The 17979-nt window shown below is 43.7% G+C and carries 15 protein-coding genes; 10 read left to right on the top strand and 5 right to left on the bottom strand.

What is annotated here, in order from left to right; translation table 11 throughout:
* Window positions 1-228: 228 nt before the first annotated feature.
* From R7Z41_RS14715 to R7Z41_RS14695, 5 genes are all read left to right on the top strand, one after another.
* On the top strand, window positions 229-1143 hold the full coding sequence (locus R7Z41_RS14715) for a TIGR01777 family oxidoreductase (protein ID WP_047102894.1): 915 nt from the start codon (window positions 229-231) through the stop codon (window positions 1141-1143).
* A gap of 44 nt (window positions 1144-1187) precedes the next feature.
* On the top strand, window positions 1188-2015 hold the full coding sequence (locus R7Z41_RS14710) for an SDR family oxidoreductase (RefSeq protein ID WP_025766996.1): 828 nt from the start codon (window positions 1188-1190) through the stop codon (window positions 2013-2015).
* Window positions 2016-2487: 472 nt separating this feature from the next.
* Window positions 2488-3342, top strand: a complete 855-nt coding sequence (locus R7Z41_RS14705; RefSeq protein WP_005388628.1) for a co-chaperone YbbN — start codon at window positions 2488-2490, stop codon at window positions 3340-3342.
* Between the two features lie 159 nt (window positions 3343-3501).
* Window positions 3502-4419, top strand: coding sequence for an SPFH domain-containing protein (locus R7Z41_RS14700; protein WP_047102903.1), 918 nt, complete (start codon window positions 3502-3504; stop codon window positions 4417-4419).
* Window positions 4420-4422: 3 nt separating this feature from the next.
* Entirely contained in the window at window positions 4423-4884 is a 462-nt protein-coding gene (locus tag R7Z41_RS14695; RefSeq protein ID WP_047102904.1) for an NfeD family protein, read from the top strand.
* Window positions 4885-5724: 840 nt separating this feature from the next.
* On the opposite strand, the gene R7Z41_RS14690 is transcribed toward R7Z41_RS14695, so the two are convergent.
* From R7Z41_RS14690 to zipA, 3 genes are all read right to left on the bottom strand, one after another.
* Complete coding sequence (locus R7Z41_RS14690) at window positions 5725-7134, bottom strand: hypothetical protein (RefSeq protein WP_005382055.1); 1410 nt, start codon at window positions 7132-7134, stop codon at window positions 5725-5727.
* A 509-nt stretch (window positions 7135-7643) separates the two neighbouring features.
* The gene (gene ligA, locus R7Z41_RS14685) at window positions 7644-9656 is read right to left on the bottom strand and encodes an NAD-dependent DNA ligase LigA (RefSeq protein WP_017819968.1); all 2013 of its coding nucleotides are present in this window, start codon (window positions 9654-9656) and stop codon (window positions 7644-7646) included.
* A gap of 90 nt (window positions 9657-9746) precedes the next feature.
* Window positions 9747-10703, bottom strand: a complete 957-nt coding sequence (gene zipA / locus R7Z41_RS14680) for a cell division protein ZipA (protein WP_213896912.1) — start codon at window positions 10701-10703, stop codon at window positions 9747-9749.
* Between the two features lie 251 nt (window positions 10704-10954).
* On the opposite strand from zipA, the gene cysZ reads away from it, so the two are divergent.
* The 5 genes from cysZ (at window position 10955) to crr (ending at window position 15885) form a co-directional block, all read left to right on the top strand.
* Complete coding sequence (cysZ, locus tag R7Z41_RS14675; protein WP_025767003.1) at window positions 10955-11698, top strand: sulfate transporter CysZ; 744 nt, start codon at window positions 10955-10957, stop codon at window positions 11696-11698.
* Between the two features lie 164 nt (window positions 11699-11862).
* Window positions 11863-12831: a cysteine synthase A gene (gene cysK, locus R7Z41_RS14670; protein WP_005382045.1), complete on the top strand. Its 969-nt coding sequence runs from the start codon at window positions 11863-11865 to the stop codon at window positions 12829-12831.
* Between the two features lie 300 nt (window positions 12832-13131).
* Window positions 13132-13389 (top strand): HPr family phosphocarrier protein, encoded by a 258-nt coding sequence (locus tag R7Z41_RS14665; protein ID WP_005382043.1) that lies wholly within the window; start codon window positions 13132-13134, stop codon window positions 13387-13389.
* Window positions 13390-13529: 140 nt separating this feature from the next.
* Entirely contained in the window at window positions 13530-15254 is a 1725-nt protein-coding gene (gene ptsI / locus R7Z41_RS14660; RefSeq protein WP_206970908.1) for a phosphoenolpyruvate-protein phosphotransferase PtsI, read from the top strand.
* Between the two features lie 121 nt (window positions 15255-15375).
* Window positions 15376-15885, top strand: coding sequence for a PTS glucose transporter subunit IIA (crr, locus tag R7Z41_RS14655; RefSeq protein WP_005382041.1), 510 nt, complete (start codon window positions 15376-15378; stop codon window positions 15883-15885).
* A gap of 94 nt (window positions 15886-15979) precedes the next feature.
* Here crr and R7Z41_RS14650 read toward each other — a convergent pair whose 3' ends face one another.
* Window positions 15980-17104: a flagellin gene (locus tag R7Z41_RS14650; protein WP_005382040.1), complete on the bottom strand. Its 1125-nt coding sequence runs from the start codon at window positions 17102-17104 to the stop codon at window positions 15980-15982.
* A 116-nt stretch (window positions 17105-17220) separates the two neighbouring features.
* Window positions 17221-17979, bottom strand: a 759-nt coding sequence (locus R7Z41_RS14645; RefSeq protein WP_225477752.1) for a flagellin, incomplete at its 5' end; no start/stop codon positions are given.

The raw sequence follows: 17979 nt of genomic DNA, 5'->3' as shown, positions 1-17979 counted from the left end.
ATTACGCTCGTTCCAATGAGCGATAACTTCTAGTCTGGCATAGATTTCACTCTTCTACCGTGAATGCACTAGCGCCATCTATAACATTTAGTTACATATTTTCTAATATGTGAAGTTAATAGTATCTCTGCCAGCTTGTCACTATCCCAGAAATAATGGTGTTGAGATGATCAAGCTAAGCACAAAACGACTATAATGTTCTAATACGTGTACATTCAAAGAGATAACATGAAGATATTACTCACAGGTGGCACTGGGTTTATTGGCTCGGAGTTGCTCAAGCTGCTATCAACTCACCAAGTTATGCTACTTACACGCTCTCCAGAGCGAGCAAAACAACGCCTACAGCATGCTGATCTGGGTAATATCGAATACCTTGACTCGCTCGAGTCGTTCGCCGATCTCAATCACGTTGATGCCGTCATTAATCTTGCAGGTGAGCCTATTGCGGATAAAAGGTGGACCAGCGAGCAAAAAGAAAAAATCTGCAAAAGTCGTTGGAAAATTACCGAGCAAATTGTTGAGCTGATCCACGCAAGTACCGAACCTCCCTCTGTTTTTATTAGTGGCTCGGCAGTTGGCTACTATGGTGATCAACAAGACCATCCGTTTGATGAGTGCTTACATGTTAATAGCGACGACTTTCCTCACGAGGTTTGTGCAAAGTGGGAGCAAATAGCCAAGCGCGCAGAGTCGGAGCAAACTCGGGTTTGTCTAATGAGAACTGGCGTGGTACTCGGCCTTAATGGTGGTGCGTTGGCAAAGATGCTATTACCTTACAAGCTTGGCGTAGGCGGCCCACTTGGGAACGGTAATCAGTACATGCCTTGGATTCACATCCTAGATATGGTCCGCGCCATCATGTACTTGCTTGAAACACCACATGCCCACGGTGCATTCAATATGTGCGCCCCCCATCCTGTGACTAATCGTATATTCAGCGGCACACTAGCTAAAACGCTAAAACGTCCGCATATCTTGTTCACGCCTAAATGGGCGATGGAACTCCTAATGGGAGAATCTTCCTGCTTATTGTTTGATAGCATGAGAGCCAAACCCAAAAAACTCACCGAACTGGGCTTTAAATTTAGCTACTCCAGAATAGAGCCAGCACTCAAGCACTTGCTTCATGACCGGAGCTGATGAATGATGGCTCTAATCAAGGTTTCTGAGTCTTAAATTAAATTATGAAAAAGTCGATTCTTATTACGGGTTGTTCAACCGGCATCGGTTACGTGTGCGCTCACGCCCTACAAAACAAGGGATTTAATGTCATTGCATCTTGTAGGAAAGAACAAGATGTCCAGCGCCTAATTAATGAAGGGCTAACCTGCATCAATCTAGACCTAAATAGCCCAGAAAGCATTTCTTCGGGCGTGAAGCAAGCGCTAGAGTTAGCAGAAGGTAAGCTTTACGCAGTGTTCAATAATGGTGCCTATGGTCAGCCCGGAGCATTGGAAGACTTACCCACCGAGGCTCTTCAAGATCAATTTCAGACCAACTTTTTTGGTTGGCACCAGTTGGTCAGAGAGGTGCTTCCTCATATGCGCCAGCAAGGCGAAGGACGCATCATACAAAACAGCTCTGTTCTTGGTTTTGCCGCAATGAAATACCGTGGTGCCTATAATGCATCAAAATTTGCCTTAGAAGGCTGGACAGATACGCTCAGGCTAGAGCTTGCGGATACGAATATCAAAGTGGCATTGATAGAACCAGGACCGATCGAAACTCAATTTAGAAACAATGCATTACGAGCCTTTGAGAAGTGGGTTGATATTGAATCTAGCCCCCATCGTCATGCTTATGAAGGACAAAGAGAGCGACTCAACAACGACAAGTCTAATAATCGATTTGTTTTGCCTGCAGAGTCTTGCATCGCACCAGTTCTTCATGCATTAACTAGCGTTTCACCGAAAATTCGTTATCGAATTACTACACCGACTAAATTATTCGCAGTCTTGAAAAGACTATTACCAACCCGTGTACTTGATAAAATTTTGCGACAGGCTGCATAAAAAAGTTTTGTCGAAATGTAATTTCACCGTAACAATGTGATGTCATTATGAACATGTAGGTTAAAAAAACCTCAACTAAACGAATCAATTTCTACGCAATTCAGCGGGGATTCTTTCGCCCAAAGTGATTGAGTTGCTTAGATTTGGTATCGCCACCCATTACGTTTTGTAGCAATGTTTATACTACTGCGAGGCAACAATGACATTAAATCAGCTTAACTGGCTTAGTGTGGGTGTAGTGTTGACCATGTTCATCCTATTTTGATACCGCACTAACAAATAGCATTAGAATTGCGCTGCTTCGGCAGCGTTTTCTTTTTATCTAACACCTGAGCAGCAATAACCTCACTCTATTACCTCACGTTTTCTCAAAATAGAATGATTCATTATTGATGGTGAATGTCGCTTGAATTTCACCTAAATCAACTCCATATCTAATATCAACGACAAGACACAAGGCAAGGATACTCTGATGCAATCCCCATTTATCGTTGAGATAACAGAACAGAACTTTCGCGAAACGCTTGAAGGATCAATGAACACGCCCGTTTTGATCCACTTTTGGGCCAACGCTCAGCCAGAAAGCGCACAGATACTCCCTGAGTTGCAATCTCTTGCTCAACAGTACAACGGTGCATTTACGCTTGCTCTACTAAATTGTGAAGATCAGCCAGCTTTAGCGTCTCAATTTGGCGTGCAAGTATTGCCAACTATCGCGCTGTTTATAAATGGTCAAGCCGTCGATGGTCTGGGAGGCCCCCAGCCAATTGATGCCATTGCTACCATGCTACAAAAGCATTTGCCAAGCCCAGATGAACAACTATTAAAACAAGTCAGTGAACTTCTTCAGCAAGGTGAGCATGCTCAGGCTTTGAGTATCATCCACACTTTGCCGCCAGAGCTGCAAGAGCGTGGTGATGTGAAACTCGCGATGGCTGATTGTTTGCTAGAAACCAAACAATTTGATATTGCCCAAGAACTACTGAACGCTATCCCTCTCGAGTATCAAGATAACTACTACAAGAGCCTAATAGCCAAGCTCGAGCTGCATTTGCAGGCTGCAGATAGCCCTGAGTTACAGCGACTAGAACAAGCATACGCAGCAGACATGGCAAACTTCGAACTCGCTTGTGAATTGGCGGTACAATACAACCAAGTTGGTCGGGATGAAGAAGCGTTGGAACTGCTGTGGAATATTCTTAAAAAAGACTTGGGCGCCCAAGACGGTGACGTGAAGAAGACTTTTATGGATATTCTCAGTGCGCTAGGTCAAGGTAACGCATTAGCAAGCAAATATCGTCGCCAGCTTTACTCAATTTTGTACTAAGCGTCGCATTCTTCTAGGAAGAAGACAACAAAGGCCGGGATTTCCGGCCTTTGTCATATAAAAGACCAATAACCTCTCAAAGGTCTCAGAACTTCAATTGTCTATTGTCTATAAATAGGTAAAAATGGATCGAATATTATGCACTTAAGGGAATAACTTATGCCAATTGATTCACTGATCACCATCGGTATTTTCGTCGTTCTTGCTGTCGTTATCTTATCTTCAGCCATTAAAACGGTTCCGCAAGGAAACAACTGGACAGTTGAACGCTTCGGACGCTACACCCACACATTAAAGCCGGGTTTAAACTTGATCATTCCATTCGTTGATAAAGTTGGTCAAAAAGTAAATATGATGGAGCGCGTTCTCGATATTCCTGCGCAAGAGGTCATTTCAAAAGATAACGCTAACGTGGTTATTGACGCTGTCGGATTTGTTCAAGTGATCGATGCTGCCAAAGCGGCTTATGAAGTCAACGACTTAGAACACGCTATTAGAAACTTGACCCTTACCAACATTCGTACCGTTTTAGGTTCAATGGAACTGGACGAAATGCTGAGCCAACGCGACATGATCAACTCTAAGCTGTTGGCGATTGTTGACCAAGCAACAAACCCTTGGGGCGTAAAAGTCACACGAATTGAGATTAAAGATGTCCAGCCACCAGCCGATCTGACCGCTGCAATGAATGCGCAAATGAAAGCCGAGCGTAATAAGCGTGCGGAAATTCTTGAAGCAGAAGGAGTTCGCCAAGCTGAGATATTAAAGGCCGAAGGTCATAAACAATCAGAGATATTAAAAGCTGAAGGTGAAAAGCAGTCTGCTATTCTCCATGCAGAAGCACGTGAGCGTGCCGCGCAAGCAGAAGCAAAAGCGACTTACATGGTTTCCGAAGCCATTGCAAAAGGTGACATGCAAGCCGTCAATTACTTCATTGCACAGGGTTATACCGAAGCGATCAAGAGCATTGGTCAAGCCGAAAATGGTAAAATCATTATGCTTCCATTAGAAGCAACCGGACTAATGGGCTCGGTTGCAGGGATAGCAGAAATGTTTAAACAGCAAGGTAAAGAATAATTTATGGATTTTTTTAGTTTGCTGGAAGGTATCTCTTTCTGGCATTGGCTAGCGTTTGGCTTTGCTCTTTTAGCAGTTGAGCTACTTGGTACCGCAGGGTATTTTCTCTGGCTCGGGGTGTCTGCACTTATCGTTGGAGCAATCATGACCGTTTTGCCAATGAGCTGGCAATTACAATGGCTTTGCTTTGCAAGCTTCAGCTTAATCACCACCTGGCTTTGGTGGCGACGACAATGGTCTAAAGACAAGCAAGAAGACCAAGAAAGAGATCTGAACCAAAAGTACAAGCAGTTAATTGGGCGTACTCTTATCCTTGAAGAAGACTTTTCCGTCGGGCTCAATCGCATCAAGGTAGCCGATACCACATGGTCCGCACAATCGGATCAAGCACTTCCAGCCGGTACCCGCGTAAGAATCACCGATGTTGAAGGTATTATTTTAATCATTGAGCCTGATTCTAATTAATTTATGCCAAAGTAATGGGGCAAATCATGCTCCATTACTTTAATCTAAACAACTGCTTTCATTTCATTACCTTAATTAAAATCGAGAAAAAAATAAGTATTAGTAATATTATTAATACCCTACCTACCATTTCCTATTATTTAATTATTCAACACACGACAATCAATAAGATAGAAATATATCTAGGTAAATTATCGATCTAATTTTATTTTAAAAAATAAAACTTTATTGAATTATTTTTTGATCTTTTTATCCTCGGATACATACTTAACACATAAGCATTTAAGTTGAGTGCTTTTTATTTGGTAAGTAAGAGGATGTACTATGAATAAGCTTCTCTTTTTAATGTTGTGCGGTATTTTTTCTTTTTCTTCCTTTGCCTACAACAACGGAAACGGCGGTACAACTAATTTGGGACCTATAGTCGAATGTAAGATGCCAAGTGGCGACGTTACGAATATTCCAAGTGAAATGTGTCGATTTAGAGGTGGGGAATGGGAATAGTAAAGAAGTAAGAGCTTAGTTTGATATAAGAGCCCTATTCAACCTTGCCTTTCTGCGTAGTCACGGTTTATACAAGCACGTAGATATTTAAAGTTTATATTAAGGTGATTATTATGAGATTTTTATCTGGTCTATTAGTAATATCTTTTGCCATAATTCCGTTAACCACTAATGCTAATGGTGCATCCGGTGGTCGTACGTTAGGCCCAGAGATAAAGTGTGAGTTGCCAAACGGTAATGTACATATGTTGCCACCGTTATATTGCAAAATATACGACGGCCGAGAAGTGAAATAGAAAAGGAGCCTAGCGGCTCCTTTTATTATCCCATTAAGTATTAGTGGAAGCTGTAAGGGATAAGAACTTGTAGACGTAAGTCTGTTTCATCCGCATCGCCAGCACCTGCGTACTCATCACGTTCTAGGATTGTACCGTGTAAACGAATGGTAGAACCTTTAAGCGCGCCACTTTGTAGTGAGTAAGATACTGTTGCGTTAACTGCGTATTCGCTTTCGTAATCCCAGTCACCTGATGCTCCGCTTGCTGCAGAGTCAGCGCCAGTACCGTAACCAAAGCCTAGGTAGTAGTTCCAGCCGTTACCTTGGTTGTAAGATAGACGGTTGTACCATGCTAGCTCACCCGCTTTGTTCCAGTCAGATAGCGCGTCCCACCACTGAGACCAAGTACCATTGTTCATACCATATGTATGAATAGTACGAGGAACGAAGTCCGCACGGTTATCTGTGTCTGTGTAGCGCAACTCAGACATCCAAGCTAGCTTGCCGAAAGATTGATTCAAAGATAGACCAGTGTGGAAACCTAGACCATCGTATTTCACATCATCGTCAACACCGTAGAAATCAAATGCTAGAGTTGTACGGTCACTAACAGTGTACTTCAAGTAAGCCTTGTAAGAAGTGTTGTCAGTTTCGTTGTGGTAGCTAGTTACTTGACCTGCACCCCAGTCAACACCATTTGCATATTGAACGCCAGTAGCTTGACCCAAACCAAGTTGCATAAACAGGCTGTCAGTTAGGTTACCATTTAGACCTAGAGAGTGTAGGTAGCTCCATGACGTGTCAGACCAAAGCGCTGGTGCGTAATCATCTTCGTGAAGCAGCCAAGGTGCTGTAAATTGGTCTGCGCCAAAGTAGCTTAGGTTGAAATCACCAAGTTTAGCGTTCAGTTCGAAACCACGGTAAGTACCAGGTACAAAGCTCCAAACGTTACCGATTGTACCGTTACCACCAGCCTGTAACATACCGAAACGAGCATTAAAGTTTTCGTTTGCTTTGAATTTCAGCGCTGCTTTGTAAACTTTAAGCTGCTGACCATCACCTGCACCCCAGTCTAGGTTGTTACAAGTTGAGATTTCGTTACATAGGTAGCCTTCGTTTGAATTGTAAAGACTATCGTTGTAAAGATCGCCAGAGTAGTAAGCCGCAACATCTGCGCCCACCCAACCATCGTGGTAGCCAGAAGTGAAGTCTAAAATTGCGTTGTAAGAAGAGTAGTTTAGACGACTCCAACGGTCACCATTTTCACCGCCGGGCTTACCTGTTGTACGAGTTCGTGAACGAGTATCAACTATGAATAATGCATTCAGACTTGAGTCTTGCATAAATTCGTTCACTTTCTCTACGTACTCGCCACCTGCTGCACTTTCAGTAGACGCTGTAGCTGGAGCGACAGCAACAACACCAAACATTGCTGCGGTTAACGCTGAAACCTTAAAAAATTTGTCCATGGAAAAACTCCTAAAAATGGATATAGCTGTATTTTTCTATCTCACCTTTAGTTGGCCGCCGAAGGAGAGAAGTAAATTCCTGATCAAACCTCATTATTTCTAATTTGGCTTTTTTTAGTTCCTGCATACACACCGTGTATCCACGTGATTAAGACTAACTTCGCAGCTAAAAACATCCAAATGGAACTTATTTTTTTTCTAAAAAAATATGAGCCACTCCAAAGTTCCATATAACTTATTGATCCAGATCTTATTTTTAACAACACCAACACAACGCAATAAAATATCATTTAAAATTAATCACTTAAATTCAACTTGAAAGTATCAACTTGAAGTCACTCGCAGACTAAAAAAGCCAAAAAAACCAATAACCCAAGGTTCGATCTTGATCACTGAAAAGAACAAAGGCATCAATTACTCAATAAAAAACACTTAATTATGAACAATAAAAAGCCCCGCATGCTTACCATACGGGGCTTTTAGTTATTTTTTAGCTTTTTTGAGAAGACTTAATTCATCAGTTCGAGTAAGTCTTGTTCTGTTTTAATTTCGATACCCAGTTCTTGTGCCTTTGCGAGCTTCGAACCTGCATTTTCACCAGCAAACAAAATATCGGTTTTCTTAGAAACACTACCCGTCACTTTAGCCCCCAGTGCTTGGAGGGCTTCTTTGGCTTCTGTACGCCCCAGTTGAGAAAGTGTTCCCGTTAATACTACTGTTTTACCTTCTAATGGTAATTCCCCCACCTGCTCAGTAGTATTAATCTCTGGCCAATGAATTCCTTGTTCAAGCAAATCTTTAACCACCGCTTGGTTCTGTTCTTCACTAAAGAAAGTCGTAATATGTTGAGCAACCACAGCACCGATGTCTTGCACTTCAATCAACTGCTCTTCGGTAGCATTTTGGATCGCTCCCAACGTTTTAAAGTGCATTGCTAAGTTTGCTGCGGTTGCCTCGCCAACTTCACGGATCCCCAGTGAATACAAAAACCGAGGTAAAGTTGTTTCTTTGGATTTTTCTAACGCATTCACAATATTCTGCGCAGACTTTGGCCCCATGCGATCTAGTACGGTTAAAATCCCCGCTGATAACTTAAATAAGTCAGCAGGAGTTTTCACCATCTCACGATCAACAAGCTGCTCGATCACTTTATCGCCTAAACCGTCAACGTCTAACGCTTTACGAGAAACAAAGTGTTTTAGCGCTTGTTTGCGTTGGGCTTGGCAAACTAAGCCCCCCATACAACGTGTTACCGCTTCTCCTTCGATCCGCTCAACATGCGAACCACAAACAGGACACTGAGTTGGGAAAACAATATCTCGAGCTGTTTCTGGTCGACGCTCTTTGATGACAGATACGACTTGCGGAATAACATCGCCAGCACGGCGGATCACAACGTGATCACCAATCTTGACCTGCAGACGTTCTATCTCATCTGCGTTATGAAGCGTCGCATTACTTACCGTTACCCCGCCAACAAATACAGGCTCTAGTTTAGCAACAGGTGTAATCGCACCAGTGCGACCGACTTGGAACTCCACTTCATTCAGTGTCGTCATTTCTTCCTGTGCTGGGAACTTGTAGGCAATCGCCCAACGTGGAGCGCGAGCAACAAACCCCAGACGCTCTTGCACGGCAATATCGTCAATTTTAATAACGACACCATCGATCTCATAAGGGAGGGCATCACGACGCTGCAATATATCTTGGTAGTAAGCTTTTACATCCGCCAAGCTTTCAACTCGCTTAGTTTCCGGACACATTGGCAGTCCCCAAGATTTGATTTGCAAAAAGCGTTCGTAATGACTTGCTGCCAATTCTGCGCCTTGCACCACGCCTACACTGTATGCATAGAAGCTAAGCGGACGAGAAGCCGTAATACGTGAATCCAATTGTCGTAAGCTACCTGCCGCAGCGTTACGTGGATTAACAAAGATTTTCTCGCCTTTCTTCCTTGCTAATTCATTGAGCTTTTCAAACCCAGCTTTCGGCATAAAGACTTCACCACGAACTTCAAGACGATTTGGCCAGTCATTACCTCTGAGTTTTAAAGGAATGGCTTTAATCGTACGCACATTCTCTGTGATGTTTTCACCCGTAGTACCATCGCCTCGAGTGGCCGCCTGAACTAATACGCCATTCTCATATAACAAACTTACGGCGAGTCCATCCAATTTAGGCTCACAACAGTATTCTTTCACACTCTGGCTGCCCACGCGCTCTTGTGCGCGCTTGTGGAAACTATCAAGTTCACTATCATCAAACGCGTTATCAAGCGAAAGCATCGGTACTTCATGTGTCACTTGGCTAAACGCAGAGAGAGGTTGTCCACCGACACGTTGGCTTGGCGAGTCTACGGTTATTAAGTCAGGGTTCTCAGCTTCAATATCCAGTAACTCTCGCATTAAACGGTCGTACTCGGCATCAGGGATCTCTGGGTTATCTTCCACGTAGTAACGCACAGCGTGGTAATGCAACGACTCTTTTAGTTCTTCTAGTCGCTGAAGTACTGATTCAGACATAGTAAAGCCCCGTGTATTTTCAATCGGTGAGGTTGGGAAATCCAAGAAAAAGGGCTCCATCCGGAGCCCTATTATTATTTGCTGTTAAGATTATGCGTTAGCGGCATTAAACTCAACTATTTGACGTCGATAAGATGCTAAACGATCTGGCGTCATTAAGTTGCGCTGGTCATCAAGTACGTTACCACCTAAATCATCAGCAATTTGCTGCGCAGTTCGGAGCATTAAGTTGAAGTTCTGTTCAGCCTCGCCATAACAAGGCAATGTCATGAAGAATGAAATACCCTTCGTTGTAAACTCAGCAGGATCAGCATGCTCAAACGTACCAGGGTGCATCATATTAGCGACGCTAAACAGCACTTTGCCGTTACCGGACAAGTCGACATGACGGTGGAAAATATCCATCTCGCCATAAATTAGACCGTTTTGTTGCATACTTTCAAATAAAGCAGTACCAACAAATGGCTCTTCACCAGCACAGTGCACATTCAATACAATCACTTGCATTTCAGGTTCTGGCTTTGGCTCTTCCTTAGGCTCTGCAACGACAGGCTCACTAACCGTTTCGACTTGCTGTTCTTTCTCCGTAATATCAAACGCGGCGGGAATAGCTTCTTCTTCCACAGCGGGCTGGAATGGCTCTTCAGCTACTGGTGCTTGAACAACAGGCTCAACGTCCTCTTCTTTATCTTTTTCTACAACAAATGAAGGGATGTCATCCGGCTCCTGCTGCGTCTGTTTGACTTCAGATGGACCACCGAATAACGGGTCAGATTCAAACTTGTTGTCGAAAGAATTCGCCATCCCAAAATCTGGTTCTTTGCGATCTTTGCGAATGATCTCAAAGTCATCTTCAGGAGCGGGAGCGAAGTCTCGTTCTTTCTCAACAAGATCATTTTTGTCTTCTTGGTCAACATCCAGCTTACCAATTGGCTTATTACCAAACTTTGCTTTGCCTTCTTTTTTACTGCTCCATAAACCATGAAACAGTAATGCCGCGATGGCTAATGCGCCAACAACAATGAGTACGAATCGCAATTCCTGCATTATTTACTCTCAATATACTTGTTTTTACTACTCGCAGTTCCTTGAGCAGCAACCCAAGTGCAATAAATCTGAATGATACGTTTACTTTACCAAAACTATATGTAGATTTAGAACAACTTAATGCAAGAAGTTCCGTTTTTTGTTGTGATTCTTGCCACGATTCCACTTAACAAGACGTCATTTGTCAGGGCATTGAAAGAAAAGTCCTCACAGGTACAATGAGTTTTCATTTACACGAAGCCAAAATAGACATGAAGAAAAACAATCAGCAGAGAACCGGGTTCGGTTATTTTCTATACGGGATACAATTGGCACTAGCCCCTAAAATCAGGCGCTTTGTCATCTTACCTCTACTTGCAAATATCTTGCTTGTAGGTGGTGCCATCTTCTATCTATTTTCAAACCTTAATATATGGATAGAAGGCTGGATTGGGCAGCTGCCTGAGTTTTTATCCTGGTTAACTTACATTCTTTGGCCTTTACTCGCTCTGACGATACTCGCTACCTTCTCCTATTTTTTCAGCACGCTCGCGAACTTTATCGCCGCGCCATTCAATGGCCTCTTGGCTGAAAAAGTGGAAGAGTACTTAACGGGACAAAAAGTAAATGATGATGGTTTCACTGCCGTCCTGAAAGATGTTCCTCGCGTTTTAGCTCGTGAGTGGAGAAAGCTCCTTTACATTTTACCTAAAGCAATAGGCCTATTCCTATTATTGCTCATCCCTGCCCTTGGACAAACAGTAGGCCCATTTTTATGGTTTATCTTTACCGCCTGGATGCTCGCGATTCAATATTGTGATTACCCGTTTGATAACCATAAAATCCCATTTAACGACATGCGTTACAAATTGAAACAAAAGCAAGGTAAAGCCTATGGCTTTGGTGTGTTGGTTTCAGTATTTACAACGATTCCAATTTTGAACCTCATTGTCATGCCTGTAGCAATATGTGGTGCAACCGCGATGTGGGTCGCGGAGTTTAAGCACCAACGATAGTCGATTAGAGATTAAGGAAAGGGATCAGCGCCAGCTTTTCCCTTTTCTTTTATCAAGTTCTGGGCCAACCTAATAAGATATAACTTTTTAATCCTTTTCCCTTTTTTTCATACCGCATATTCTTCTATCCATATTCACACAACGTGTAATGAAGGAACATCACTATGAGCAAAATCTACGAAGATAACTCTCTTACTATTGGTAATACACCTCTCGTTCGTCTAAACAAAGTAAGTAAAGGCAAAGTTCTCGCAAAAATTGAAGCGCGTAACCCTAGCTTCAGTGTTAAGTGCCGTATCGGTGCAAACATGATTTGGGAAGCAGAGAAAGCGGGCCTTCTTAAGCCAGGTGTAGAGCTTGTAGAACCTACCAGTGGTAACACTGGTGTTGCTCTAGCATTCGTAGCGGCTGCTCGCGGTTACAAGCTAACATTGACCATGCCTGAATCAATGAGCCTAGAACGCCGTAAGCTACTAAAAGCACTAGGCGCGAACCTTGAGCTGACTGAAGCGGCGAAAGGCATGAAAGGGGCGATTGCTAAAGCAGAAGAAATCGTAGCAAGCAACCCTGAGAAGTACCTACTTCTTCAACAATTTGACAACCCAGCGAACCCAGAAATCCACGAAAAGACTACGGGCCCTGAGATTTGGGAAGCGACAGACGGTGAAATCGACGTATTCGTTGCTGGTGTTGGTACGGGCGGTACTATTACAGGTACTAGCCGTTACATCAAAGGTGAAAAAGGCAAAGCCATCACTTCTGTTGCAGTTGAGCCAGCAGAGTCTCCGGTTATTGCACAAGCACTTGCTGGCGAAGAAATCCAACCTGCCCCACACAAAATTCAAGGTATCGGTGCTGGTTTCATCCCTGGTAACCTCGATTTAGACATTATTGACCGTGTTGAGCAAGTTACCTCAGAAGAAGCGATTGAGATGGCTCGTCGCCTAATGGAAGAGGAAGGTATCCTAGCTGGTATCTCATCAGGCGCAGCGGTTGTTGCAGCGAACCGACTTGCGGAACTACCTGAATTTGAAGGAAAAACAATTGTAACTGTCCTGCCAAGTTCCGGTGAGCGTTACCTAAGTACAGCACTCTTTGCAGGTATCTTTACCGAAAAAGAGAACCAACAATAATATGTGTTCAAATCAATTTTTAGTTTAAAAAAGCCCCGTTTAGGGGCTTTTTTGTTGATCCCTGCCCTACCTTTGGTAATATCAGGGTGTTTTATTTCTAGCTTCAAAATAAAGAAGCAGAACACAAAAAGGTTTCAAAGTGATTACGCACGCAAACAGTTGCGTAGTTACCAAACTTTTGACTAGTATCAGAACTGACGCGCTTTGAACTCTTCCCGTGCTAGCGCACAAGATGTAAAGCAGTTAAGCTAAAATCTGGTCACAAACTAACAAAAAAATACATTTATTGGGGTATATCACATGTACGAGAAGCAAGTAGAAATCACAGCAGAAAACGGCCTTCACACTCGTCCAGCTGCACAGTTTGTTAAAGAAGCGAAAGCATTCGACGCAGACATCACTGTGACTTCTAACGGTAAAAGCGCTAGCGCTAAGAGCCTGTTCAAACTACAAACACTAGGCCTAGTAAAAGGTACTCAAGTTACTATTTCTGCTGAAGGCCCACAAGCTCAGCAAGCAGTTGACCACCTAGTTGCTCTAATGGACCAACTACACTAATCCGGTCTCCTACTCCAGAAGCCATTTTGTGAAAGCAAAATGGCTTCGTTGGAAATAGGCTCAAAACTAAGCTAAAACTATTCGTTAGCGCACCCATTATTCTCCCGTTTTATAAAGTTGACCAAACTTAAGGTAAGGCTATGATTTCAGGCATCCTAGCATCTCCTGGTATTGCAATCGGTAAAGCACTACTACTTCAAGAAGATGAAATTGTCCTAAACACAAACACTATTTCTGACGATCAAGTAGAAGCTGAAGTTCAGCGTTTCTTTGACGCTCGTAACAAATCTGCAGCTCAACTAGAAACAATCAAGCAAAAAGCGCTTGAAACGTTTGGCGAAGAAAAAGAAGCGATCTTTGAAGGTCACATCATGCTTCTTGAAGACGAAGAGCTAGAAGAGGAAATCCTAGCACTTATCAAAAACGACAAGATGACTGCTGATCACGCTATCCACTCAGTGATCGAAGAGCAAGCATGTGCTCTTGAGTCTCTAGACGACGAATACTTAAAAGAGCGTGCAACTGACATCCGCGATATCGGTTCTCGTTTTGTTAAGAACGCACTAGGCATCAACATTGTTTCGCTTAGCGATATCAACGAAGAAGTAATTCTTGTTGCTTACGACCTAACGCCATCTGAAACTGCACAAATTAACCTAGACTACGTGCTTGGTTTTGCTTGTGACATCGGCGGTCGTACATCTCACACTTCAATCATGGCTCGCTCACTTGAGCTTCCAGCTATCGTTGGTACTAACGACATCACGAAGAAAGTTAAGAATGGCGACATGCTGATTCTTGACGCAATGAACAACAAAATTGTTGTCAACCCATCAGAAGCTGAGCTAGAAGAAGCGAAAGCGGTTAAAGCAGCATTCCTAGCTGAAAAAGAAGAGCTAGCGAAACTGAAAGACCTACACGCAGAAACGACTGACGGTCATCGTGTAGAAGTTTGCGGTAACATCGGTACAGTGAAAGACTGTGACGGTATCCTTCGTAACGGCGGTGAAGGTGTTGGTCTATACCGTACTGAATTCCTATTTATGGACCGTACTGCGCTACCAACTGAAGAAGAACAGTACCAAGCGTACAAAGAAGTTGCGGAAGCAATGAACGGTCAAGCTGTGATCATCCGTACTATGGATATCGGCGGCGATAAAGATCTCCCATACATGGATCTTCCAAAAGAGATGAACCCATTCCTAGGCTGGCGCGCTGTACGTATCAGTCTAGATCGTCGTGAAATCCTTCGTGATCAGCTACGTGGCATTCTACGTGCTTCTGCACACGGCAAACTGCGTATCATGTTCCCAATGATCATCTCTGTCGAAGAAATCCGTGAGCTTAAGAAAGCGATCGAAGAGTACAAAGAAGAGCTACGCGCTGAAGGCCACGCGTTCGACGAAAACATCGAAATCGGTGTTATGGTTGAAACTCCTGCTGCTGCTGCGATCGCACACCACTTAGCGAAGGAAGTGTCTTTCTTCTCTATCGGTACAAACGACCTAACTCAGTACACGCTAGCGGTTGACCGTGGTAACGAGATGATTTCTCACCTATACAACCCACTATCACCAGCTGTACTTACTGTGATCAAGCAAGTTATCGACGCTTCTCACGCAGAAGGTAAATGGACTGGTATGTGTGGTGAACTTGCAGGTGACGAGCGTGCAACACTTCTACTTCTAGGTATGGGTCTGGACGAGTTCTCAATGAGCGGCATTTCAATCCCTAAAGTGAAGAAAGTAGTTCGTAACTCTAACTTCGCAGAAGTGAAAGCAATGGCTGAAGAAGCCCTTTCTCTACCGACAGCAGAAGAAATCGAAACCGTGGTAGAAAAGTTTATTGCTGAGAAAGCTCAGTAATCGGTAGTACCAAGTAATTCAATACTTAATGGCCATTAGACGGCGAAAAAAGTCGTCTAATGAGCTATATTGGTATACTATAATTCGACAGAATAAAACCAAACCTTAGGAGCATGACACAATGGGTCTGTTTGACAAACTTAAGAAGCTTGTATCTGATGACAGCGCTGACGCTGGTGCTATCGAAATCATCGCGCCACTTTCTGGTGAGATTGTAAACATCGAAGACGTGCCAGATGTTGTTTTCGCTGAGAAAATCGTTGGTGACGGTATTGCTATCAAGCCAGCAGGCAACAAAATGGTAGCTCCTGTAAACGGTACTATCGGTAAGATCTTCGAAACTAACCATGCGTTCTCTATCGAGTCTGACGACGGTGTTGAGCTTTTCGTTCACTTCGGTATCGACACAGTTGAACTAAAAGGCGAAGGCTTCACGCGTATCGCTGAAGAAGGTCAAACTGTTAAAGCTGGCGACACTGTAATTGAATTCGATCTAGCTCTTCTAGAAGAGAAAGCGAAGTCAACGCTAACTCCAGTTGTTATCTCTAACATGGACGAAATCAAAGAGCTAAACAAGCTTTCTGGTTCTGTAACTGTTGGTGAAACTCCAGTTCTACGTGTAACTAAGTAATTTTTACTTAATCGAACACGAAAAAAACGCTGCCAATGGCAGCGTTTTTTATTATCTGACTTTTTTCTGAGCGATGTGCATCGCTGAAACACGTTCAACTGAGCAAGCCTAGTGCTGAGCTCGGCCTTTGCTTCGCTTGAGCGAGTAATGCAGTTGTCGCATCTTGGAGCACTTGAGAACGCACCATTTCCGTAGATTCTCTTGCGAAGTCTGTATCTCTTATTCGACTCTTGGATTCTGTAACACTCCGATTCACAGTATTTAAGTTATCCATCGAGCCGTTTACACGGTTCTGAAAGCTGCCAATTTCACTCCGGTGCGAATCAACATACTTAATTGCTGCATCAATCACCCCAATAGAAAGCTGCGCCTTACCTGCCGTCGACATATCGATGTCATCCATTGTGACTAATTGACCAGCGCTCACATCAAGCTCATCCGCTAAACTCCCATCGAGAACCACACCCTCTGGCGCCTTCATCGTAGAAGCGAAGAATTGCAGTTCGTTGTTTTCCGTTACTGAAGCATTCACTATCGATTGTTGAGCATTGATGTAAGTGGCGACCTGTTCTATACGGTCACCCAATTTGAGTCCAATGGATTCCGTTTGGGTTTGCCCTTTACTGTCTTGGTATTCGACTTTTAGGGTTTGGTTATCTTTAGTGACTCGCCAATCTTTATCGACCGCATCACCAACATAATGCTGCCCTCCCATCTCTGGGATATGGCTACGCATGTTACGTAACGTCAAAGAGATTGAATTAGCGTTCGCGCCAATATGGAAACTTTGTGAACCGTAAGATCCATCAAACAGGTTTTTATCCGCAAATGTTGTCGTGATCGCGACACGATCAAGCTCATCTTGCAGCGCTACGACCTCATATTGAATACTTTGCCGATCACTTGAGTCATAACTGCCGTTTGCTGCTTGAAGCCCCAGAGAGCGTAAGCGTTGCAATATGTCACTGCTTTCGTGCAATGCTCCCTCCGCTGTTTGAGCAACAGAAAAAGCGTCGTGCGCATTTCTTAAGGCGACATCAAGCCCTCTCGTTTGTACATGGAGAGTATTCGATATCTGTAAACCTGCCGCATCATCGCTCGCCGAGTTGATTCGAAACCCCGAAGTTAGGTTGCGTTGTGACTCAACATTTTGCGCAGCTGCTTGACTCAGGTGTCTCTGCGCCACCATCGCAGAAACATTGGAATTTAAAGAGATCATCTAATCGATATGAATGCCTTATCGAACATACTGTCAGGACACATCTGAATCGTTATAGCCAATAAGCAAAAAGCCAGGGATGAGCCTGGCTTTGGTTTCTTGCTTTGTTAAATTGATTAACCTAGCAGACTTAGCGCTGAGTTAGGCGCTTGTTTCGCTTGCGCAAGGATTGAGCTTGACGCTTGCGATAGAATTTGTGATTTGGTCATTGCCGTCGTTTCTTTCGCGAAATCTGTATCTTTGATACGGCTCTTCGACGCATTCACGTTCTCGTTAATGTTGTCCAAGTTGCTGATTGCGTGGTTGAAACGGTTCTGGAAAGCACCTAGCTCTGCGCGGTGGCTGTCTACATATTTCAGTGCCGCATCGATGATGGCAACAGATTCTTGTGCGCCACCAACTGAGGTTACGTCAATAGTATCTACCGTCACCTTTTTGCCTTCGCCCAAGCCTAGTTCGCCAGATAGGCCGCCTGAAAACTCGACTTCGCCTTCGACTTTGTTGTTGCCAGCAAAGATTTGCAGTTTACCGTCTTGGTCTACTGAGGCTTTCACTAGGTCAGTTTGACCGTTAATGTAAGTCGCAAGCTCTTCGATATCGTCACCCGCTTTTGCGCTGATGTTGACTTCTTGCTCTTGGCCGTAGCTGTCCGTTAGGTTGATTTTTAGGTCATTCTTGCCTTGGGCAACGTTCCAGTCTTTACCTTTACCACTTTCAGCTTGGTAGCTCACACCGCCCATCATTTTGTTGTCTGAGCGCATGTCTTTTAGCTCAAGCATCACTGCTTCACCGTTATCCGCACCGATTTGGAACGATTTCGCACCGTGTGTGCCGTTTAGTAGCTTGTTACCACCGAAAGAAGTGGTTTCTGCGAT

Source organism: Vibrio sp. 1457 (assembly GCF_033340195.1).
In the GTDB taxonomy this organism is placed as follows: Bacteria; Pseudomonadota; Gammaproteobacteria; order Enterobacterales; family Vibrionaceae; genus Vibrio; species Vibrio alginolyticus.
This window is presented reverse-complemented; position numbering and strand designations above follow the sequence as displayed.